This is a genomic window from Rubripirellula obstinata, from assembly GCF_001642955.1.
Lineage (GTDB): Bacteria > Planctomycetota > Planctomycetia > Pirellulales > Pirellulaceae > Rubripirellula > Rubripirellula obstinata.
Genome location: NZ_LWSK01000037.1, coordinates 19343 through 41410, shown reverse-complemented (window position 1 = coordinate 41410; position 22068 = coordinate 19343). Strand labels below are relative to the sequence as shown.

Genomic DNA, 22068 nt, shown 5'->3' with positions numbered 1-22068 from the left:
GATTTCTAATTAGCGAACTCAACTAACGCGGCTGAATCCACCCTATCTTGGAACGGCTGCATGATAAAAGTCGCACCAAGTTCCGCATACCGATTCCGACAATTCTTACCGTCTCTTAACCGATTCTTCGCGCCGGATTTACCGGACGATCATCTTGCCAGCCCATCGACGCATCCAACCCATCGTCAATGCCGCGCCGCCGGAAACATAGGTCTCCAAAACGTCAAAGCGATCGTTCTGTTTCAAGGCATCTTCGGCAATCTTTTGAAACCGAGATTGCATTTCGTCCATTTTCAACTCGATCGAACTGAAGTCATTCGCAGAACGTTCCAGTCGTTCCGGTTGAACCTTCAGCGACTCTGCTTCGACGTGTGTTTTCTTCGACGTTCTCGCTAGCGCGCTGGTCAAATTGTCCCCGCCGGTTTCTACCGTCCAAAACCAGTGCGTTTCATCTGAAACGTAAAGCAAGGTTGTCGATGCCGCACCAGCATCGACCCACGCAATCGCAGGCGTCTTATCATCAAAACGAGCGGCTGCTTTGACCTGTTTCTTTCCCCAAAGCTTTTTCTTTGGCGTCGATGCGGCTTTGCTTTTCACTGCCTCTGAATCATTGGCGGGAACGTCTTCCAATGTGGCGGGCGACAACTGATCGGCGAATTCCCAAGCGACTAAGTTGACGATCGCGTTGGGGTCGGCTTGCATGCCATCGAGCTTAATGCCCGTTTGCTCAAACAGTTCCAAGCGTTTTTCAACTGCAATCTTCCGGGCCGCAGAAAACACCAACGGGCGGCCGTGGGAGTCTTCCTTGTCATACGCTGCGATAGATCGAGAAATGACCAGCTCGTCCATCGGCACCGGAATTCGATCGCGAATTTCTTGATCGATCAGCTCGGATGCTTTTTTATCATCGACCGGTGGCAGCCGCACAAACCGCGTTGTCACCTCGGACCCTGGCAAGTTTGCCCAGACCAAGCAGGATTCCAAGTCATGAGCTTTCTTGAACTCATCCATCGCGGGCTGAAGTTGGTCATACGAATTTTGTGCGCCGCCAACATTGATGTTGCCGGTGTCGAGTTCTTGATAGAAGAGATCAGCCAAGACGAGTGTGTCACCGATCATTTCTAAACGTGCGGCTTTGACGCTGTGCGAGCCAACGTCAATTCCCCAGCAAGGTTGATCCTGATTTCGTCCAAACAAATTTCTCTTCTTCTTTTGCATCGAGTATTCATCAGTGATCCTCGCTTTTCCCAATCCTTGAATCGCCAACCCGATCGCCACGCTAAAACGACCGAGTTTGGTGCGTAGCAACTCATTTCCTTCGTCGAATTCGATCTTGGTAGGCCGCGTAAAGAACTGCAAATCGCCGCCGGTCCACGCAGAATTGCTACCACGCCAAGGCGGCAGATGATTGCGAGGATGGCGGCGAGACTCTTTGAGAGTTTTTGCAATTTCCTTGACTAAACCAGGGGCGTCAGGGGCGTCGGGAACCAACTTTGACAATCGAACCGCCAACCGACCGAGTGTAGGTGTCGCAAATGGTTCAGACTCGATCGTGGACTTCAACCACTGAATTGCTTCGATCGACTCAATCAGTTTTTCTGATTCCGGCGTCATGCTTCGCTGCGGAATGGATGCCAGACGCGTGCCAGCAGCATCGTACTTCTGTGCCGCAAACAAAGCCTCCGCTTTTGCATACAGTTTGGCGGCAATTTTGGTGGATGCCTTTTGGTACATGCGATCCTCGGGCAACGCCTCTTGCAGTTGGTGAACCAATTCACCGGCAAGCACCCAGTTCTTATCTCGGCTCGCTGCTGAAAACTCTTGTTCGAGCGATTTCAGTTGCTCGATCACGCCGGCCGATTGGACATAGATCTTTCGCGTTTCCTCATCCAGCAACTTACTGGGTACATCTTTGAGCAACCGTACGACATCCGAAAGTTCGCCGGCTTGATGGTGGGCCAGCGCTTGTGCGACCTTGGCAGTGGTTGCGGAGGTGGTCTTCTCTTGCAATTCAACGACACGACTGACTGCTTTCTGTGCAGCCTCTGCGGACGCTCGAAATCGAAAATCCTGAATCTCGGCAACACGCTGCAGCAGCCCGAGCGATGTCTCGAATTCAAACTCCTTCGCAGCCGCGACCGCACTGGCGAGATCTTCGTCGTACTGCTTCTGTTTCTTCGCAACAATCTGATCAAGATCCGCGCCGCAACCGCCACAGAACTTTTGTCCCAGCAAAACAGGCTGGACACACTTCTCGCAGGGTTCATAGAGAGTGTGCCCACACCCGCGACAGAATTTGGCCTCGGCTGAATTCGGTTGATCACAAGCGGCGCAAACGACGCCGACGGCTGCCATGTCTTTAGTGCTCATGCCCGAAATTCTAACGAGCAACTTCGTCAATGCATCTGCTTCATCAAAGATTAACACTAAGGGTATTCACGAACTCTTCATCGCATCCTTACCGTCTTTGCGTAGGCTCACCGAACCACAAAAGCTATCTTTTGCGGCTTCGGAATTTGGAACTTACAAACCTAAGGAACGATCCCGGAAAACACGGATTAGTTCGTTAAGCCGCGTGGGCATCGCGCCGCGCGTCGTGCTGGCCCCACAGCGCGCGGGGCGATGCCCACGCGGTTAAACAATTTAGAAACTCTTCACGGCGTTTGCTGCGGGTGTTGTGTGATTGCGCTTCGGAATCTTGTGATGGACAAGATTTCTACGGTCTGCCGATTGATTCGTGCCGCGTTCCCGCTGGCTGCGATGCGTGCAACCACACCGGTTATCGCGGTCGTGCATTGATTAGGAAAGAGCGGGGAATAAGTGTCGCCTTTCGCAGGGGACTACGTATTAATTACTGCCGTCGTGAATAGTCCCGGCGGGACGGAAGCTCTCTGCCGGGGATGTAAATCCCCGGATGGCAGCGTTATCTCTCACTTTTTCTCTGTAACCAATTCTCTGGCTCGGTTTCGCGGCGTAGCCGCGAAACCGAGACAGAGAATTGATGTGTGGCAGCCATCCGGGTGCTCTCGCACCCGGCAGGGAGCTGCCGGCCCTCCGGGCCTAGCACGCAGTAACTGATGCGACGTCCCGAGCGAAAGGCGACTATAAAAAGTCTTACGTTCCTAAGGCAGTGGGCGTGTGGGGTAGGCCCGGCCGCTTACGCGTCGCGGCTCACAACGTGGACACTTATTGAAAGTTTTGAGGATCTGGCAGCGGATTGATTCGAGGGTATTCTAGGGTTCATGGAAGATTTATTTGTTAGCGCCCGATTTACGATCCCGTCGAGTCAGTTGACGATGTCGGCTGCGCGCAGCAGTGGACCGGGTGGGCAAAACGTCAATAAAGTAAACTCGAAGGTGACGCTTCGGTGGACGCCATCGACCTGTGAAAAGATGGATCCTGCATGGAAACGCCGTTTTCTGTCTCGTTACGCCAACCGAATCAATCGCGAAGGCGAATTGGTGCTGCATAGCGAAAAGTACCGCGATCAGGGACGAAATCTTGCTGATGCTCGCAAAAAGCTGATCGACATGCTGCTGGATTGCCAGGAAGCCCCAAAAAAACGCAAAGCCACGCGTCCATCACGATCCAGCCAGCGGCGACGTTTGGACCAGAAAAACCGCCAGTCGCAGAAAAAACAATCGCGAAAATCAAACTGGTCCGGTGATTGAGTTTGCCAGCTAAAAAATGGCAATCCTTCTCTCTATCGACGCCCCTGCTATACTCGCACGGAAGGCAACAGACTCGCCTTTCGACACTGACAAAATTAAGAACTAGCCTGCTGAATGGACTGATGAAAAAGCCACCTCACCTAGACGACTTGCTGTTGAAATGGAAGTTCGACCCTGACACGCTGAACGTGCGAATGGTGAAAGGCAAAGACGGTCGAGACGTTTTGCAGATGCGCGTTGACATGGGCGTCTTGCAGTTGGAAACCACAGGCCGGCCCGACGGTGAATTGATCAACGGACACGAATCAATGCTGGAACTTTTGCAGCAACGGCGACTGGAGGACGCGGAGTTTAAATTAGACGAAGACCAATGCGGTGAAGTCGACCGCGAATTCATGCAGTTCTATCATCGTCGCATTTGTTGGTTGCGGCTTCAGTACTATCACCGCGCCGTGATGGACGCTGACCATACGCTGCGGCTGATGGATGTTTCACGCAAAGTTAGTCCCGAAGAAGATTGGTCACAGTCGCACGAACAGTATCGTCCGTTCGTGCTGTTCCACCGAACCCAGGCGGCGGCGTTGGGCGAATTGGAAGAAGACACTGCGGAGAATGCTGTCCAAGCGATTACCAGTGGTCTGGAAACGATGCGAGAGTTTTTCATCAAGCACGAAGCGGAGGAGCATTTTGAAACCGACGAGTTGGTTGTTCGGTTGGTTGAGCTTCGTGAATCTTTACGATCGGAATACCAGGTCGGTCAGACTTTGAAAGAAAAATTGACGGCGGCTGTTGAACAAGAAAAGTACGAACTTGCGGCGCAGCTTCGTGATGAATTGAGCAAGCGAAACCAAAACTAGGGCCAAGCAACTTGCCTGATTTAGGAACCTTTTCGCTGATCTCGCCAGCCCGACTTGGTTCATCTACTTGGTTGTTGTACCTGAGATCGTTCGCGGTCGTCGGGCAATTGTTGACGATCCTTGCAACGATCTTTTTCACGTCGCTTGAAATGCGATTTACACCGTTGTTGTGCTTGGTCGGGCTAACAGCAGTCAGCAATATGGTCTACGCGTGGTGGTTGAGACGCGAAGCCAGGCACGACTTTGGTGAGTTCGATGCACCCGAGCAATCAAAGAACATTCCAGTCGATCGACAGCTAAGTTTGGATGAAGAGTCCGATGTGCATCAATGGGTCGCGTTGGCTTTGATGATGGTTGACTTGGCGACGCTGACGGCGATGCTTGGCCTAAGTGGCGGTGCGAGTAACCCGTTCAGTTTTTTTTACTTCGTGAATCTGGCTGTCGGCGGCGTGATGATTCGGCGACAAGCGACCTGGGTTCTGGCCATCGGTGCGATCATGGGCTACGCGACGCTTTTGCTCGTCGCACCCTCCATTCCTGGAATCAGTTCGCCGATCGCGACCGGAACTCGGCTGCAAAGCCTTGGGTTGATGCTGGCTTTTTCTGGCTGTGCGATTGTTGTGACTTATTTTGTGACTCGGACCGCCGGTGAATTAAGACGCAGTCAACAGAAACTACTCGCATCACAAGCCGCCCGTGATGCCACCCATCGATTGGAGAGTTTAACGACTTTGGCGGCAGGTGCAGCACACGAATTAGCGACACCGCTTTCCACCATCGATGTCATCGTTCGGGAATTGTCGCGGCATTTGGACGGATGTGAAAAACCGGACTCGGTTACCACTGATTTAAGATTGATTGATGGTCAGCTTGAAATTTGCCGGCAAGTTCTGCAGCGTATGCGCAACGCGGCTGGGGATTCGATGGCGTCGCGGTGGGCGCAAACGACCGTTGGCGATCTGATCGACACGACCTTGGAAGGCATTCGAGACCCGCATCGCGTCGATGTGCCAGACAACCTTGAATCCGTTGAATCGACGCGATTGTGGGTTCCGCAGGAGGCCGTTGCGCAGGCGGTCCGAAATCTTGTTCACAATGGTCTGGATGCCAGCCCACCCGATGGACGCGTTCGGTTGGTTCCCCGTTTAGCGAGCGGATCTCTTGAATTGCGTGTAATCGATCAGGGATCAGGAATGAACGATGACATTTTGAAGCGTGCTTTAGACCCGTTTTTCACGACCAAGGAACCTGGACGCGGTATTGGTCTGGGCTTATCGCTGACGCGAAATGTTATTTCTGAACTCGGTGGACGGTTGCAGTTTAACACAGAGCCTAATGTTGGGACTGAGGCGGTCGTGACGATTCCGCTTCAAAATCCGAACGAACTCGATGCAATTTCTGCTGGCCCGGTCAATTGAGGGAATCAAATTTCGATGCTTAGCTGGTACGATACGACTGCGGGAATTCTTCACCACAACCGTCGGCAAAAGGGATGGTTTTGAATAATCAGGAAACCGAATCGGAAACCGTTTACGATGCGGCAATGGTTGGTGCCGAAAGCATTTTCTTGGTGGACGATACCTACGTGCTTCGCGAACGCCTTTCGATGGCGATGCAGCAGCGAGGGTTTCGTGTTGAAACCGCGGGCAGTTACGACGAAGCGGTCGCCGTCTTCCAAAGGTCACCGACCGACTTGGCGGTCTTGGATTTGCGAATGCCCGGTCGCAGCGGATTGGAACTGCTGCGCAAGTTGCTGCAGATGCAACCCACGACCCGAATCATCATGTTGTCGGGTTTCGGAAGCATTCCCGCATCGATTGACGCGATTCGCGCCGGGGCGGTGAACTTTTTAAGTAAGCCCGCCGACACGGACGACATTCTTGGTGCGTTTGTGCGCGGTGAAGATCCGTCGGTCCCCGAAGGCGCCCTCGCATTCCCTGCTCCATCGCTTGCACGCAATGAATGGGAACACATTCATCGAGTGCTTTCTGATTGTGGCGGCAATATCTCTGAAGCCGCACGCAGGCTTGGGATTCACCGCCGATCACTCCAACGAAAACTCCGCAAGCGAGCCCCCGAAGATCCGGCAATGCCGGAATTGATTGACGATGATGGCAGCGACGATTAGAGACTCAACAGCCCGTCCACGTTGTCTTCGCTTAGCGAGCGTGGTTGGGCGATGGTATCTTCGGTTGACGATTGAATGGTCAACTCATCGGCGACCGACTGCATCGCAACATCATTAGGCGATTCAGCCGATGTTAAGTTTGCGGCAGGTTCCGAATCGATCGTGCTTTCAGGATCCAGAGTTCGCTGAATTTCAGCGGCCGTTGCTTGGCTTGGTGCGGGGCTGAAAACATCGGCTTGAACCGCTGAGCTGGCGGCAAACGATTCACCTTCGGCTGCGGTACTTCCCGTGCTGATCGAGCTTTGGGTTGAAACCGCAGCAACGGTTGGGCTCGATGACGTGTTGCTGGTTGACGTCGTCACTGATTGGTTTGAAAACGTCACTGCGGCCGGTTCCACATTGATCCTAAACAGCTTTAACCCATCGACTTCGCCACGCTGCTGAACCGCTGAATTTCCCGACGTTGCAATCGATGCTTGAACGTCTTCGGTGCTGGCAGGCGTCGTTCCATCGGCGGCAATGGTGCGAGTTCCGCGGATCGTCAAGTTGGCTCCGGTGGAATCCAGTTCGACCACGGGGCTTTCGATGGTGGAAACCGCACTGGTCGGCGTGGTCATGATTCCGCTTTGCCCATCCGCGACAGCGACCAAGATTGATTGGCGAGGCGTCGATCGCAGGAAGTCGCGAATCGAAATGAATTCGGGACGCAGGCGGCCCAGATCGCTTTGGATCGAAGCATCACCATCGTCGGGCAAACTGTTGACCGCGATTGATCTCGGCTCGCTACCGTTTTGCAAAAACGGAATCGCTGGCACTTCGATCGAGTAATTTCCGGGCAGCACATCTGCGAAATCAAGCGAGCTTCCGTTCGCTGTTGCAGCGACGTCTACCGCTGCGCCCAACGCATCGGTACCGACCAAGCGAAATGAGCTGGCACTCAACGAACTTGGGTTGACCGACAAGTTGTAAGAAATCGTTCGAGCGATGAAGTCCGTGACGTCGATCGTCACGGTTCCTGTCGTGGTCAATCCGCTGCCATCAGCGACAGTGTAGGTGAACGAATCGCTGCCGGTAAAGTCGGCCGACGGTGGACTGTAAAACAGAGTTCCGCTGGCCGTGTCTTGACGAACCGTACCGCCCGCAGTGGTGGCACTGTCAAAGGCCGAGAAGGTCAGCGTTTCGCCGAGGTCCACGTTGACTTGGTTGGCGAGCGTGACCACAACTTGTTCCCCGGCACCTCGGTTGGACTGGAACGAAATGTCCGACGCGGGTGGCGGATCGTTGACGGCTGTTACCGTAAAGGTCACGGTTCCGATGGATGCACCACCGCCGGTGTCTTGGATCGTGTAGGTGACTTCTTCCGTGCCGCTAAAGTTTGCAGCCGGCGTGTAGAAGAACTGAGTTCCGTCGCTGCTGATTCTCGCATTTCCACCTGCGGAAGTGCTGCCGATTGCGGTCAACGTGAATGCTTCGTTGTCGGTGTCACGCGTATCGTTGCCCAGCACATCGAATGCTGCTTCGGCGGCGTCTTCGGTGATCGAAAACGCATCGTCAACGGCCGTCGGCGGATTGTCCGCGGTGATCACGGTCACGGTTGCCGTCACTTCGCTGGTCAATGTGCCATCCGAAACCGTGTACGTGAAAGTGTCGTTGCCGACGAAGCCGGCGGCCGGGGTGTAGATGACTCGTTCGCCGCCGCTTTGAATCGTGACCGTTCCACCTGCGGTTGATGATCCCACAGCGGTGATGGTCAAAGTTTCGCCAGTGTCGGGGCTGATACTATCGTTGGCGAGCACGTCCAGAATGTTTGCACTGGAGTTTTCATCGACGGTCACGGTGTCGGCCACGCCAGTCGGCGGATCGTTCACCGGCGTGACAGTCACGGTGACGCTGGCGGTTTGAACGGCACCACTGGTGCTGCGTGCTTGGTAGGTGAATGCGGCGGCACCAAAGAAGTCAGCATCGGGCGTAAAGTTGACCGCGCCACCGGCCAACGAAACGGTTCCGCCGCTGCTAGGCTGGGTGACCGACACGACTGACAAAGATCCGCCGCCGGTAACAATCGAATCGTTGGCAAGCACATCGATTGCGGTTGAACCAGAGTCTTCGGCAACGGTGAACGTGTCATTTCCAACGGTAAAGCTCTGGCCGATCGCAAGCGTGGCGACGCCGTAGGCGACCGAATCTGCTGAAATTCGTTCATCGACTCCGAACAGCAAGGTTTCACTGTTACTTTCGTCCGCCGGTTCACTGATGATGTTAACGGTGCCCTCCGCGAGTGCTTGCATCCGCACGGTTGCGATTGGGTTCACGCTTTCGTTGGTGGCAACGCTTCGGTTGATGACAGCGCCAAGTTCGTCAATCAAACCGGGTGAAAATGTTCCCTTGGGAACGACCGAAAAATCAGGGTCAAATTCAATGGAGGAACCGGGGACCGGTTGGATCAAATTGCTGTCGAACAAGATGTCTGCGTAGGCCGCGAAAACACCGGGTTGAGTAAACCGACGTGCATCGACGCCGATGAAGTTGAGCAGGAATTCGTCGCCCACGCCGACTGAGCTGATCGAGTTGCCTTGCAGGTCGGTCAATTCCAAACGAATTTCCGCCAGCGGCGTACCGGCAACGGCAACATCGAACGTTTCAGTTCGAGTATTTCCTGCAGCATCGGTCAACGAAAGCGTAAACGAATTGCTGCCCAGTTGAGCCGCCGTGGGGGTCCATTGAATGACGCCGGAAGTCGCGTCGATGGTTGCACCGGTCGGTGCGGCGGTGAACGAATAGACTAAACCGCTGCCTTCTTCCACGCTGATCAAGTCGGTGACGAACGCTCGTCCGACATTACCCGTTCGGGCGGCACTGCTAATGACCGACGCGGGCTGAGTGTCGTCGTAGGTCACCGCGATCGAAGGCGACAAATTGCTGACGTCATTGCCGACGGCTGATCTTGCCGCGATCGGATAGGTGCCATCGCCTAGCGTTGCGATGTTGTTGGTCGTGATGGTGATTGTTTGACCGGTGGCGTTACCCGTTCCGATGACGCTGCCGGTGTTGGTGTCAACAAGTTCTACCGTTTGGCCATCGACGACGCCGGAAACAAGAAAACTGAGCGATCCGGCGTTGGTGATATTATCCGTGTTGCTAGAACCGGTATCGCTGGTCGCCAACAAATCGACGCTGGTTGGTGCGGTCGTGGTCGTTTGAGTTTCGAAAACGAACGGAACCGATTGATTGTCAGAATCACCGGACCCGTTTCCTGTTACCCCAGGACCGGGACGGACGCCAACATTGACATTGGCTGTTCCGGTGAAACCATCAACCGGCGTGACGGTGACTAAGCCAGTCGTCGCGTCGACGGACGCCGATACATTGGTGCTGCTGGTGGATGCAAAGTAGGTCACCGCATCGCCTTCGACATCGATGCTGGACAACTGCAACTGAGCGGTCTGTCCGGCAGCGACGGCGGCAGGATTGGTGATTTCGTTCAAGAACGGTTGGCTGTTCGCATTGTCAGCTTCAACGGTTACCGTCACGGTTTCTGAAAAGGTATTGCCGTCGGCATCGGTCACCGTGAAGGTGACGGTTGTCGTTCCAGTCGCGTTGCCAACCGGCCTAAGCATGACGACAGAGTTTTCTGTGTCGTTGAAAATGCTTGCTGAATCAATGGTCACCGTGTTGGTGGGGCGATTGCTGGATGAATTGTCAACTTCGGTTTCGCTGATCGCTTCGCGAACATCAAAGCCTTCGACCAATTGCCCAAACACAGAGTGATTGAAGTCCAGGAACCGTGTGGGGACTTCGGTAATAAAGAACTGCGAGTCGTTGGTGTCGTCCGACGACTTGGCAAACGACAGCACGCCTTCGGTGTTGTGTTGCAAGTCTGGATGGAAGTCGTCATCAAAATCGCCTCGGGTGGAACCACCTGTTCCGGTTCCCGTCGGGTCGCCAGCCTGGATCACAAAGTCATCAACGACTCGGTGGAAAATGATCCCGTCGTAAAATCCTTCATCGGCAAGGTCAGCAACGCGTCCTGCCGCGCGGGGCGCACGCTGTTCAAACAGTTCAAAGACCATGTCGCCATACCCAGCCAAATCCAGCCGTAGCGATCGATTGCCGGTCAGAACGGTCGCCGTCAACAACGATGGATCGGCCACGGTGACTGTCGTCGTCAGTGGCCCGTCGCCTGGATCGTATGCGTCGATCGGCACATGCAGCGGGCTGCCGGTACGGACGGTCAAATCGCCGATCGGATCAATGGATGGCTGATCCGAAACGGGAATCGGAACGCCTGACGCGGTACTGAGCGCCTCCAGCGTTTGAACGCCGGTCAGCCTTTGGCCCGATGGGAAATCCCAGGTCGGAATCTGAGTAATCCCTTGTGAAGTCGCGATCGAATTAAACGTTTGGTCAGGATTGGTGACCTCGATGAAAGGCAGATCGTCGCGTCCGTCGCTGAACAATTCTTTCTGTTGAGTGCATGCGGGACACCAATCGGCACCGTAGAAATCAACGCCCGCAGCAGCCAAGTCTCTGGCAAACTGCACCAAATCCGGCGCTGCTTCGCCTTCGGCGGCACTGGCAACCTGCAACGTGTTGCTCGAATCGTTGGACAACGTCGCGGGATTTGCTGCGGGATTTGCATCGGTGAAGAGCAAGTCCATATCACCGGCCATCAATTGCCGTTGTTCCAAAGATTCCAGCAGCAAGCGGCCACGTTTGGCATCCGCTGGAGCTTTCAAACCGGATTTCGTACCGCCGCCAAGCAGGCGACTAATCCGTCCGCGAAGTGATTGGTGATTCGGAGATTGACGGTTATCGAGTGAACGACCGGGTCGTGCAGGCATCGTGAATCTTTGAAAACGTGTCGGTGAAACAATCGGCGAAACTTGGTTCTGGAGACCAGAACGAGACTCATCAGGTGACTTATCGACGCGCTAAAAGCGGTAAGACGAATAAATTCCGCACAACCGATATTGTTTACCAAAACCCACTTTTGTGGCAATTATTCTGGCAAAACGTCATCAGTTCGACGTTCCAAAGAGGCATTTTGTTCCCCGCGAAGAGCGCGAGAGGGCAAAAAGGTGCCCTGTAGAGAGGGTCCAGATGCGGCCGAGAGGACTTGAACCTCCACGCCCTAAAACGGGCACCAGATCCTTAGTCTGGCGCGTCTGCCAATTCCGCCACGGCCGCATGTCTTGGAACAATGTCCCTAAGAGCACGAAGTTTCGCAGATCCAAGCCCGGCGTCAACGCCCCTGGTGAATGTGCAGCGTTGACGTATCACCATCGCCGCCTGAGAATCTTGGCTGAAGTTTGCCCAACCGAATGAAAACCCTAGCAGAACTATGACTTCCACGAACTTAACCGATGATCTGCCCGCATACTGTTTAAACACGGCTGAAGCCGCGCGGGCCGCGTCGTATCAACTAGCGACATTGGACACCGAGGTCAAAAACAAATGGCTGGTGATGTCGGCCGAGCGACTTCGCCAATCGGTTCCGGCGATTATCGAAGCGAATAAAAAAGACCTTGCAGCCGCACCCGATTACGGTCTGACCGACGCGATGATCGATCGCCTGCGTTTGGATGCCGATCGAGTGGACGCGATCGCGTCGGGGCTAACAGAAATCGCCGCCTTGCCCGATCCCGTGGGCGAAGTCCTGGACGGGTTCACTCGTCCCGGTGGTCTGCAAATTCTAAAAAAGCGTGTTCCGCTGGGCGTCGTCTTCTTTATCTACGAAAGCCGCCCCAACGTTACCGCCGATGCTGCGGCAATCTGTGTCAAAAGCGGCAATGCTGTGATCCTGCGTGGTGGAAAAGAGGCGATCCATAGCAGTAAAGCGATCGTGGATATCCTGAATCAATGTGGCCAAGAAGTTGGCATTCCTGAGGGGGCAGTTCAGTTGGTTGCCACGACTGATCGCGAAGCTGTGGGGGAATTCCTGAAGCTAAACGAGTTGATCGACGTCACGATTCCTCGCGGTGGCGAAGGCCTGATTCGCCGCGTTGCCAAAGACGCGACCATGCCCGTCATTAAGCATTACGACGGCAATTGTCATGTCTATGTTGATGCAGACGCCGATGTCGAAATGGCGGCGACGATTATCGAGAACGCAAAATGCCAGCGTATGGGCGTTTGCAACGCTTGTGAATCGCTGTTGATTCACAAAGACATTGCGGCGTCGGCGTTGCCCGCCATCGCTGAAAAACTAGCAAGCCACAGCATTGAAATCGTCGCGGACGATGCGGCCATGAAACATTTAACCGGTGCCGCCAAAGCAACCGAAGCCGATTGGGGCAGCGAATACTTGGGCCCTAAAATCAGCGTTGCGATCGTAGATTCGGTTCAAAAAGCGGCCGAGCATATCAACCGATATGGTTCGCATCACACCGATGCGATCGTGACCGGCAACATGCAGGCGGCGGAGACGTTTACTTCGATGGTGGATAGTAGCGCGGTGATGATCAATGCCAGTACGCGTTTCAATGATGGCGGCGTTTTTGGATTGGGTGCCGAGATCGGAATCTCCACCGACAAGTTTCACGCTCGCGGCCCATGCGGCATGCGAGAATTGACAACGTACAAGTACATCGTCCGAGGTAACGGTCAAATCCGACATTGATGTTAAAGACGTAGGCCGTAGCGAGCCTAAGCGAGTTACGGCATCCTCGCGCCTCCTTGGCCATTGCCGTAACTCGCTTAGGCTCGCTACGGCCTACGTTTTTAGGCTTTGGGTAACAGGACTTCGAATCGGGATCCGACGCCTGGTGCGCTGCTGAGATGAACTTTGCCTCCGAGCGACTTTGTTAATTGTTTGACAATGGACAAACCGATGCCGGTTCCGCGTTGAGTTTCTAATTCGGAATTCAATTCAGTGTTGGGTTCATTTCCATCAGGCGATTCCTCGTACACCCGGATCCCTTTGACTCGATAGAAACGTTCAAAGACACGCTTCTGATCCGACGGTGAAATTCCGACACCGGTATCGTCAACGTAGACTGAGTAAAACTGATCGGCGTCACGAATGCCGACGGTGACCTTGCCGCCGTTGGGTGTGTAGCGAATGGCGTTGCTGATCAGGTTGTTGATGATCGTTAATGTCGCCTCGGCATCGGCCCGGACAATGGCGGACTTATGCCCGACTTCACCCTGCTGAGCTTCACAACTAAAACTCAGGTCGATTGATTTTGTGATGGCGACCGGACGATTTGATGCAAGCGATTGTTCGATCACGTCCGACAAGCGAATCTCTGAAATCGTTAGCGATGGATTGTCTGATTGAGCACGAGCGAGTTGCATCATGTCTTCGATCAGGTGTTCCAGTCGCAGGCATTCGACGTTGATTTGCCGCATGAAGTGTTGAGCCGCGTCGGGATCGTCATTGATCGCCAATTCGACGGTCTCGGCGTAGCCTTTGATTGCGGCCAGCGGTGTTTTTAATTCGTGCGAGGTGTTGGCGACAAATTCTCGCCGCATTTGATCCAACAGCATCGATTCGGTTTCGTCCTGCAACGACACCAGCAAGCGATCGGAATCGGGCGTTTCGATTTTGGTCACCCGTGCTTTCACCGACCGTACTCCGCCGTCGATTGGCACTTCCACGCTAACCTTCTGAACGCCTTGGCCATTCTTGGCAGCGGCAATGGCTTGATTCATTTCAGGGAAACGGATCAGGTCGACAAAGGATTGATCTTTCAAGTCGACCTTGTCGCCCAGGTTCAACAGATAGCTGGCTGCCGAGTTTAAGACCACGATTTTGTTCTTGTTCGAAAGCAAGACCACACCATGTCGCAATTGTTCGACGGCTGCGTCGATCTGCGATGCTTTTTCCCGCCACTTTGCTGCTGCGGAAACAGCGTCGTTGATCTGGCGACGCGTATCGACGGCGAGCTGTTCAGCCCGTTTCTTTTGGGATCGCAACACGATCAAAGCCGCGACCAAGACAACGACAGAGCAAATCCAGCCAGTCACTCAGTCAGGCCAGCGATGTTCGGGGCGATCGAGAATTTCTCGCATTAAGATGGCCTGTTGAATCCCACCGGGACGGCGAAAGTTGGCCAGCAGATCTGCGATCGGGTGTCCGGTCGATTGAGGAATCGACGACTCGCTGGAATCTTTCTGAGCGGATTTCTTTTGCTTCTTCGCCGTTTCCTCTTCCAGCCTGCGGGCGACCTTTTTAGCTTCTTCGATGCTTCGGCGCTGGTCTTCCAAGCGTTGGATTTGACGCGAATGCGATTCGGCATCCTCATCGACAATCTCGGCCATCAGGACAGGATCGGGTTCCTCAACTGGTCTAGCAAGACGTTCGGTACGGCTGTTGGAATACTGCGGCCGGACAGGACGGACGGGTTGCTGAGCCTGTTTTTGATCGGCCGCTTTTGCTTGACGACGCTGAGCCGCACGACGCAGAAAGTCTTCGAGATCGTTAGGCATTTGGAGGCTTTCAGAGCGTTGAGTGAAGGTGTCGGTGAGATCAGCTACTGGGAATCTGAACGTAATTAGGAATTATCCCAAACCAATTTGCAGGAGACTGGATTCCAAAAAATCCCAACCCGAACGCGTGAGCGAGGGATCTTGTTTGACCTGGAAATCCCTCGCTTACGCGTTCGGGTTGGGAAGTTGGGAAGTTGTTTCGGGGCAATTCTTTACCGTGCGTTGTCTGAATCGCTAGGTTCCTTGTACTCGGACGTTGTCACGGCTAGCGATTTTCGCATTTCGGTATCCGCGCTGACGTTTTGTAGTTTGTAGTAATCCAAGATGTGCAGTTTGCCGCTGCGGAACGCTTCCGCCATCGCGCGTGGCACGTCGGCTTGAGCCAAGACAACCGAGGCTTTGCTTTCTTGAATCTTCGCCAAGTTTTCTTGTTCTTCGGCGACCGCGGCGGCACGCTTTCCTTCGGCTCGGGCCCGAGCGACTTGCGTGTCCGCTTCGGCTTGGTCTGCTTGCAGCCGGGCACCGATGTTTGCACCGACGTCAATGTCGGCGATGTCAATCGAAACAATCTCGAACGCGGTTTGCGAATCGAGCCGCTTGGCGAGCACTGCTTTACTGATCAAGTCGGGATTTTCGAGTACCGCCTTGTGGTTTGCCGCCGAACCGATCGCACTGACGATGCCTTCGCCGACGCGAGCGATGATGGTTTCTTCGGTCGCACCACCGATCAATTGTTGAAGGTTGGCGCGAACGGTCACGCGAGCCTTGACCTTCAATTGAATTCCGTCTTTCGCGACCGAATCAAGCGACGGCTTCGCGGCCCCGCGTGGTGGGCAATCAATCACCTTTGGATAGACACTGGTTTTGACCGCTTCCAACACGTCGCGCCCGGCCAGGTCGATTGCGGAAGCTTCGCGGAAGGTCAGCGAAATTGTTTTGGCTTTCTTTGCCGCAATCAGTGCTCGGATGACCTGCGGGACGTTGCCGCCAGCCAGGTAGTGAGCTTCGAGTGCTTCGCTGGTCATGTCAGGGTCAATCAACCCGGCTTGGGTCGCCATGATCTTGCTTCGTACGATCGTTCGCGTGTTGACCTTTCGAAAGGTCATTCCAAGCAGACTCCACAACCCGATGTCAGCACGAGTCAACTTGCACTGGATCCACAAGCCGAAGTAGCGAGCGAACACGAAGAAGAAAATTAGCAGGACACCAAAGAACAGGGCCGCTAGAACGAGGCCGAGCATTTGGGAGTTTTGAAGCTTGGCCTGCGCGACAAAGTTTAACAGCAACATGGATGCGTTCGCATTGGTTTTAGAAGGTGCGGCATAAAATTGTGCCAGCGTTCCGGGAGCGTCTCTAATTTCATGGTCGGCGGAACCAGTGTCAAGCAGACCATTTGGCGACAACCCACCGCGTAAGAGGCGATTGTCGAATTGTAGCTGATCCCGCCAGGGTTCAGTGTTGCGTTTCAGCGTCGTGGTTCAGTGTTGCGTTTCAGTGTACGTTCGACTGAACCCTGGCGGGATCAGCTACGGGCAGGTCGCCGGCCGTGGAGAGATTTGGTCGCGGAAAACAGGTTTTCGTTCGTTTAGCCGCGTGGGCATCGCCCCGCGCGTCGTGCGGCCCCACAGTGCGCGGGGTGAGTCCACGGCGGGGGGCCGCCATGCTACATTTCGCCCCGCGCGTTTGGTTCCGCGCGGACGCGCGGGGCGATGCCCACGCGGTTAAACAATTTAGAAACCCTTCGCGGCGACGGGCAGGTCGCCGGCAACCCTCGAGTTTCTGGTTTCAGCAGGTCGCAACGCCACGAGTGGCTGATCTCGCATGTCGCAGAAAAAAAATTCTCAGGATTCTGTTCCACTTTGGCGCGCATTTGAAGCCTTTGGATGAGTCCAAAAAACGCGGAAAGCATTGTTTTTTGCATCGCTGCGTGGTCTACAGCACGCGGCGATGCATGCAGCGGTGGTCCGGCATCGTCTAGGAAAACCGCTGATAGTGACTATTCCGAATCAAACACACTCAAGAGTTGGACCGGATTTGCTCGACAATAACTCTCGGACAGCGAACTGTTCGGCCGCGTTTGTCGCTGAAACTCCTTCGGGAGGATAATGTGACAGACGGGTGGCGGTCGTGATTTGTTGTTCACCCAGGGGGGATTCTGGGAATGCAAGCTGATTTGCGAGTCGGGATGGGAGTGTCTTTCGGCATTACCGACCTGTGCAAGGAAATCGGCCGCGAGAATCGTCGGCGAACATAGCCGAGCGGTCCACGATCGAGCGAGCGTCATTTTTGATGATCGTTTTGAGCATTGGAACGCTGGGCATGGGACGCCGAAGTCATCGCCGCTTCTGCCCCGACGCTCAAACTACCTTGTTTGAGTTCGATATTTAACATCAAAACCGCGAGGATTCCCGCTAGGCAAGTGTCGCAAGATGCGAACCGGCTGGCTCTGACCCAGCACCAAAACTATGAGCCATGGATTGATTGCCAGCGACCCACCGTCGGCAATTGAAAGTGATCGATCAGGACCGATTGCTTTGGCGACCAGCAGAGGTGAATGACGAGCCGACAGGGCAATGGTTACCGACGCACCATTGTCTGAGGGGAAATTAAACGAGGCGTTATGGAGAACCTAGTATGAAGGTCTTCACAACTGGACAGGTCGCCAAGATCTGTAAAGTGGCTCCACGAACCGTGTCAAAATGGTTCGATTCGGGGCGTTTAAAAGGTTACCGAATTCCAGGATCGCAAGATCGTCGCATTCCACGAGAATACTTGATTAAGTTTCTCAAAGAGCACGGTATGCCCTTGGGCGATTTGGAAGACGAAGCGATGGCAAAGTGCCTGATCGTCGCCCAAGACCAAGTCTTGATCGAAAACCTCAAGCGGGAATTGCCGCCTGAGAAAGCTTTCAAGGTTGCGGTCGCAGCAAGTGGTTTTGAAGCCGGCATTCAAGCCGAGTCCTTCAATCCTGATTGCATTATCGTCGACTTCTCGATTGGGAAGATTGAAGCCGTTCAAATTTGCCAAAACTTGCGCAAAAACATCGACTTCACCGACATTATCTTGATTGCTCTTCTACCTGATGACGGGCAGCCAATGAGTTTTGATCGAAGCAGCATCAACGAAACGTTCAAAAAGCCATTCGACGCCCACCTGTTGGCCGAACGCTTGCGAACTCTTGTCGGTGCCAAGAAAGAGCTCGTCTAAGATCTGAGAAGATCTTCAGACATACCTCAATAGGTTACTGCGATTTAAGTTTGTCAGACTGAAAGGATTCGGGACGACAACCCGGCCGCAGCCAACCGAAATGCCTCGTCGATTGGCGTCTTCCATCCCCGCAGATGGAAGACGCCTTTTTTTTGGTTTATACTAAGACGACGAAGCAGCGTAGGCCGGAACAAGCGGAGCGCAGTTCCGGCAATTGCATTGCCCCAGTGTTGGATTGCCGGAACTGCGCTCCGCTTGTTCCAGCCTACTTCTACGAACCGCTCACTTGTCGCACTTCGATTCCTCCGGCAACGCTCACATGGTGGACGTTTCAGCCAAGACGCCAACGGTCCGTGTTGCTGTCGCTAGCGGCGAAGTCACGATGTTGGCCCAAACAGCCGACTCGATTCGTCAAGGCAGCGCGAAAAAAGGGGACGTGCTAACCGTTGCCCGGCTAGCAGCGATCGCCGGTGCCAAATGGACCAGCCACCTGATTCCGCTGTGTCATGCGATCCCCATCGAAGCCGTTTCGATCGAATTCGATTGGAAATCTGGCGATGCGGATTCGGATTTTCAAACTCTGGTCTGTCGAGCCACGGTGACGACCAGTGCCAAGACGGGCGTCGAAATGGAGGCGATGACGGCCGTTTCCGTGGCCGCTTTGACCGTTTACGACATGGTAAAGTCAATCGACCGGGCGATTGAGATTGGGCCAGTCCGGTTGGAGGAGAAATCGGGCGGCAAATCAGGCCATTTTGTTCGCCAAACATCCTAGCGATTACGAAGCGGGATCATTCTGTTACGCTAGCGACCGAAATTCGGGTATTCCACTGCGAAGGCTGCCCAGCCGCAAGCAAGTAGTTTGGCCCATTTCAGAAACTTACGACGCCAACTGAGTTCAAAGTGGATTTGACTTCCATCACTCGACACGATCCTACCGAATCTTCGCCAATCCAGCGGCGATCATCGTCCAACGGTCCCTCCAACGGAAACTGTGCCAGTAACGGCACTGGTGCCAGCAACGGTAAACGGGGGCACCGCCAGATGGGTAGTTTTTCCAACTCTGATAGTCGTAACTCGTCCGAGATTGGGAATTCCGACATCCGCGGTGCAAGCGAACTGCTTCGCCGGATGTACGGGCCAATCGAAGCACCGATGGCGGAGATCGAAAAACGAATCGCCGCCGAGCTTCAAAGTCCTTACGAGGCCATCGGCCACTTGCTGCGACATGGAACCCAGTTGGGTGGCAAACGCATGCGGCCGGCGTTGATTTTGTTGTCGGGACAATGCATCGGCGAAACCAACGAACAGCACACGATCCTTGGTACCATCATCGAGATGGTTCACACTGCGACGTTGATCCACGACGACGTGTTGGACGAAGCAGAAACCCGTCGCCACGTACCGACCGTCAATGCAAAGTGGAGCAACCACACCAGCATCTTGCTGGGTGATTATTTGTTCGCCCAGAGTTTTCGTTTGGCGGCATCGATGGCATCGAACGAAGCATGCCAATGGATTGGCGAAGCGGCTCGTTTGGTCTGCGAAGGCGAAATGCGTCAGGTGTTACAGCGTGACACGCTGGACATCGACGAAGCAACCTACTTCGATATTCTGCGAGGCAAAACAGCCGAACTGTGCCGTGTTTCTTGCGAACTGGGTGCGTTGCATTCCGGCGGAACTGAATCGCAAGTGGACGCCTTGGGGCGATTCGGCAATGCGATCGGGATCGCTTTCCAAATCGCGGACGACTATCTGGATCTTTGGGGCGATGATGACACAGTCGGCAAGACTTTGGGCACCGATATCGAACAGGGGAAAATGACCCTGCCATTGATCCGGTTGCTGGAAACATCTTCGTTGAGAAACCGAGAGCGAATCGTCGCGATCTTGCGAGGTCCGTCCGAAGAACGGTTACCTGCAATTCGTCCGCTGCTAGAAGCCAGCGACGCAAAAGATTACACCGAATCGATGGCTCAACAATTCCGCCGCGAAGCGATTTCGGCTTTGGACGAATTGGAACCAACCCAAGCAAAAGAGTCGCTGCTAACGCTTGCCGACTTCGCAGTCGATCGCCGGTTCTGAAAGACGGCCAGCAGTACTCGCAGGATTCCCAGGGAACCTCAACCCAACGCCGTAGAGGGTTTCTAACCTGTTTAACCGCCCGGGCAACGCCTTGCCTGATGAAAATGTGTCGCTGTCAACTTGTCACGCCCTTGAAAGTAGGCCGTAGCGAGCCAAAGCGAGTTACGGCGTTGCGCACATTGCCGTAACTCGCTTTGGCTCGCTACGGCCTACATACTGGCGATCAGGGAAATGTGCCGTTGCCACAATGCTTCCCAGCGTTGCAGTTTGTGTTGTCTGCCATGGTTCAGCTTGCCCAATTTGCTGCGTTGCAATGATTTTCGTCAGGCCAGGCAATGCCCGCGCGGCTAAACGAACTAACACGTGTTTTCCCGGACCAAATGTCCTTACGGCGTCAGCGGCAGCGGACTATCGCTTAACTCTTTCCAGGTCCGCTGCACCGTCTCTTCGTCCGCTGTTTTGCCGCAATCGAAAACGATCCACGGTCGAGCCTTGCGGATCACGCCTTTTTCCAAAAAGTCGCCGAACAACCGCAGACGTAATGTCATGTCAGTGGAATGATTGGTTGTAAACGGGTGATCGTGTGGCCCCAGCAAAATGCTCGCCGAACTGGATGAACGTTTTGCGATCGAGATCGGTGCCACGCCGCTGCCGCGCACGGCATCGTCGCCAAAATCACAATGCGGAACGACTGAATCGATGTCATCGCAATCGACTTCGATATCCAATTTAGGATGCAGGTCCAGCAAATCGGTTTGTATCGAAACGCATACTTCCATCACCGATCGCTCGTCAGTGGTTTCGATCGGTTCAAACGACAATCGCAACGCGTAGGACGAATCGCCTTGCGAATAGTTGACGTGCCATCCGCTACCACGCACGTACTGCTCGCAAGCTTCGGGCAACTTGTCTTCATCGATCGGGCAAAACGAAACGATAGCCGCTTGTTGCACGGTCAACTTAATCCCGTGACCGCCACCTCGCGCATCCACTTCAATGGATTGCGAGCCGACGGTCCAAGTCGCCAGACCGGTTTCGGCTTTGCTTACGTTCCACATAACTAGCCCGCATATTCGGCGTCGAAGAACTCTTTGCTCTTATCAACATCGGGATTGATCGTGCGGCTGCCTTCTTGCCAATTCGCCGGGCAAACTTCGCCGTGTTGTTCAAAGTGCTGCAGAGCTTGGACCATGCGAAGTGCTTCATCGACACTTCGGCCCAGCGGCAGATCGTTGACGACTTGATGGCGAACCATGCCGGTCTTGTCGATCAAAAACAATCCACGCAGGGCAACGCCACCGTCAAGCAAGACGTCGTAGTCACGCGAAATTTGTTTATTCAGATCGGAAACCAACGGATAAGCCGTCTTACCGATGCCGCCTTTGTTGCGATCGGTTTGCGTCCAGGCCAAGTGACTGAAATGGCTGTCGACTGAAACGCCAAGGACTTGAACGCCTAGCTTTGCAAACTCTTCGGTGCGGTCGCTGAACGCGATGATTTCAGTCGGGCAAACGAACGTGAAGTCCAAGGGCCAGAAAAACAGCAACACGTATTGGTCGCGGTAATCGCTGAGCGAGACCTCTTTGAATTGGCCATCGGGCATGACGGCTTGAGCTGTAAAATCGGGGGCTTGCTGGGTGACCAGAACACTCATGGCAATCTTCGTACTTCGTGGGTTGGAATCGGGCAG

15 protein-coding genes and 1 tRNA gene are annotated in these 22068 nt (G+C 54.3%); 8 read left to right on the top strand and 8 right to left on the bottom strand.

Annotation, left to right across the window (positions count from 1 at the left end; all coding sequences use genetic code 11):
* Nucleotides 1-138: 138 nt before the first annotated feature.
* Nucleotides 139-2370: a pilus assembly protein PilM gene (gene pilM / locus RC85_RS11390; RefSeq protein ID WP_149752762.1), complete on the bottom strand. Its 2232-nt coding sequence runs from the start codon at nt 2368-2370 to the stop codon at nt 139-141.
* Between the two features lie 872 nt (nt 2371-3242).
* Between pilM and arfB the strand changes: the two genes are divergently transcribed.
* The 4 genes from arfB (at nt 3243) to RC85_RS11370 (ending at nt 6656) form a co-directional block, all read left to right on the top strand.
* Nucleotides 3243-3671, top strand: a complete 429-nt coding sequence (arfB, locus tag RC85_RS11385; RefSeq protein ID WP_068262597.1) for an alternative ribosome rescue aminoacyl-tRNA hydrolase ArfB — start codon at nt 3243-3245, stop codon at nt 3669-3671.
* Between the two features lie 122 nt (nt 3672-3793).
* A complete protein-coding gene (locus RC85_RS11380; protein WP_068262596.1) occupies nt 3794-4528 on the top strand; it encodes a UvrB/UvrC motif-containing protein in 735 nt (244 codons plus the stop codon).
* An 11-nt stretch (nt 4529-4539) separates the two neighbouring features.
* Nucleotides 4540-5946, top strand: coding sequence for a sensor histidine kinase (locus RC85_RS11375; RefSeq protein ID WP_235033224.1), 1407 nt, complete (start codon nt 4540-4542; stop codon nt 5944-5946).
* A 74-nt stretch (nt 5947-6020) separates the two neighbouring features.
* A complete protein-coding gene (locus RC85_RS11370; RefSeq protein WP_068262593.1) occupies nt 6021-6656 on the top strand; it encodes a response regulator transcription factor in 636 nt (211 codons plus the stop codon).
* Here RC85_RS11370 and RC85_RS11365 read toward each other — a convergent pair.
* Both RC85_RS11365 and RC85_RS11355 read right to left on the bottom strand, forming a co-directional pair.
* Complete coding sequence (locus RC85_RS11365; protein WP_068262590.1) at nt 6653-11497, bottom strand: Ig-like domain-containing protein; 4845 nt, start codon at nt 11495-11497, stop codon at nt 6653-6655. The genes RC85_RS11370 and RC85_RS11365 overlap by 4 nt on opposite strands.
* Nucleotides 11498-11757: 260 nt before the next feature.
* Nucleotides 11758-11843 (bottom strand) — tRNA-Leu (locus tag RC85_RS11355).
* Nucleotides 11844-11997: 154 nt separating this feature from the next.
* Here RC85_RS11355 and RC85_RS11350 point away from each other — a divergent pair.
* Nucleotides 11998-13275, top strand: a complete 1278-nt coding sequence (locus RC85_RS11350) for a glutamate-5-semialdehyde dehydrogenase (protein WP_068262584.1) — start codon at nt 11998-12000, stop codon at nt 13273-13275.
* A gap of 101 nt (nt 13276-13376) precedes the next feature.
* On the opposite strand, the gene RC85_RS11345 is transcribed toward RC85_RS11350, so the two are convergent.
* From RC85_RS11345 to floA, 3 genes are all read right to left on the bottom strand, one after another.
* Nucleotides 13377-14624 carry a sensor histidine kinase gene (locus RC85_RS11345; protein ID WP_068262581.1) on the bottom strand — a complete coding sequence of 416 codons (1248 nt, stop codon included), beginning with the start codon at nt 14622-14624 and terminating at the stop codon, nt 13377-13379.
* On the bottom strand, nt 14625-15086 hold the full coding sequence (locus RC85_RS11340) for a hypothetical protein (RefSeq protein WP_068262578.1): 462 nt from the start codon (nt 15084-15086) through the stop codon (nt 14625-14627).
* Between the two features lie 212 nt (nt 15087-15298).
* The gene (gene floA / locus RC85_RS11335) at nt 15299-16327 is read right to left on the bottom strand and encodes a flotillin-like protein FloA (protein ID WP_420821391.1); all 1029 of its coding nucleotides are present in this window, start codon (nt 16325-16327) and stop codon (nt 15299-15301) included.
* Between the two features lie 1393 nt (nt 16328-17720).
* On the opposite strand from floA, the gene RC85_RS11325 reads away from it, so the two are divergent.
* From RC85_RS11325 to RC85_RS11315, 3 genes are all read left to right on the top strand, one after another.
* The gene (locus tag RC85_RS11325) at nt 17721-18293 is read left to right on the top strand and encodes a helix-turn-helix domain-containing protein (protein ID WP_068262572.1); all 573 of its coding nucleotides are present in this window, start codon (nt 17721-17723) and stop codon (nt 18291-18293) included.
* Nucleotides 18294-18579: 286 nt separating this feature from the next.
* The gene (moaC, locus tag RC85_RS11320; RefSeq protein ID WP_084422574.1) at nt 18580-19068 is read left to right on the top strand and encodes a cyclic pyranopterin monophosphate synthase MoaC; all 489 of its coding nucleotides are present in this window, start codon (nt 18580-18582) and stop codon (nt 19066-19068) included.
* Between the two features lie 128 nt (nt 19069-19196).
* A complete protein-coding gene (locus tag RC85_RS11315) occupies nt 19197-20378 on the top strand; it encodes a polyprenyl synthetase family protein (protein ID WP_338060579.1) in 1182 nt (393 codons plus the stop codon).
* A gap of 386 nt (nt 20379-20764) precedes the next feature.
* On the opposite strand, the gene RC85_RS11310 is transcribed toward RC85_RS11315, so the two are convergent.
* On the bottom strand, nt 20765-21436 hold the full coding sequence (locus RC85_RS11310; protein WP_068262566.1) for a hypothetical protein: 672 nt from the start codon (nt 21434-21436) through the stop codon (nt 20765-20767).
* A gap of 2 nt (nt 21437-21438) precedes the next feature.
* Nucleotides 21439-22032 carry a peroxiredoxin gene (locus RC85_RS11305; protein ID WP_068262610.1) on the bottom strand — a complete coding sequence of 198 codons (594 nt, stop codon included), beginning with the start codon at nt 22030-22032 and terminating at the stop codon, nt 21439-21441.
* Between the last annotated feature and the right edge of the window lie 36 nt (nt 22033-22068).

Bases quoted from the DNA above. Each gene is read 5' to 3' on its own strand.
- pilM (WP_149752762.1), bottom strand. From the start codon at position 2,370: ATGAGCACTAAAGACATGGCAGCCGTCGGCGTCGTTTGCGCCGCTTGT.
- arfB (WP_068262597.1), top strand. From the start codon at position 3,243: ATGGAAGATTTATTTGTTAGCGCCCGATTTACGATCCCGTCGAGTCAG.
- RC85_RS11380 (WP_068262596.1), top strand. From the start codon at position 3,794: ATGAAAAAGCCACCTCACCTAGACGACTTGCTGTTGAAATGGAAGTTC.
- RC85_RS11370 (WP_068262593.1), top strand. From the start codon at position 6,021: ATGGTTTTGAATAATCAGGAAACCGAATCGGAAACCGTTTACGATGCG.
- RC85_RS11365 (WP_068262590.1), bottom strand. From the start codon at position 11,497: ATGCCTGCACGACCCGGTCGTTCACTCGATAACCGTCAATCTCCGAAT.
- RC85_RS11350 (WP_068262584.1), top strand. From the start codon at position 11,998: ATGACTTCCACGAACTTAACCGATGATCTGCCCGCATACTGTTTAAAC.
- RC85_RS11340 (WP_068262578.1), bottom strand. From the start codon at position 15,086: ATGCCTAACGATCTCGAAGACTTTCTGCGTCGTGCGGCTCAGCGTCGT.
- floA (WP_420821391.1), bottom strand. From the start codon at position 16,327: ATGCTCGGCCTCGTTCTAGCGGCCCTGTTCTTTGGTGTCCTGCTAATT.
- RC85_RS11325 (WP_068262572.1), top strand. From the start codon at position 17,721: ATGAAGGTCTTCACAACTGGACAGGTCGCCAAGATCTGTAAAGTGGCT.
- RC85_RS11310 (WP_068262566.1), bottom strand. From the start codon at position 21,436: ATGTGGAACGTAAGCAAAGCCGAAACCGGTCTGGCGACTTGGACCGTC.
- RC85_RS11305 (WP_068262610.1), bottom strand. From the start codon at position 22,032: ATGAGTGTTCTGGTCACCCAGCAAGCCCCCGATTTTACAGCTCAAGCC.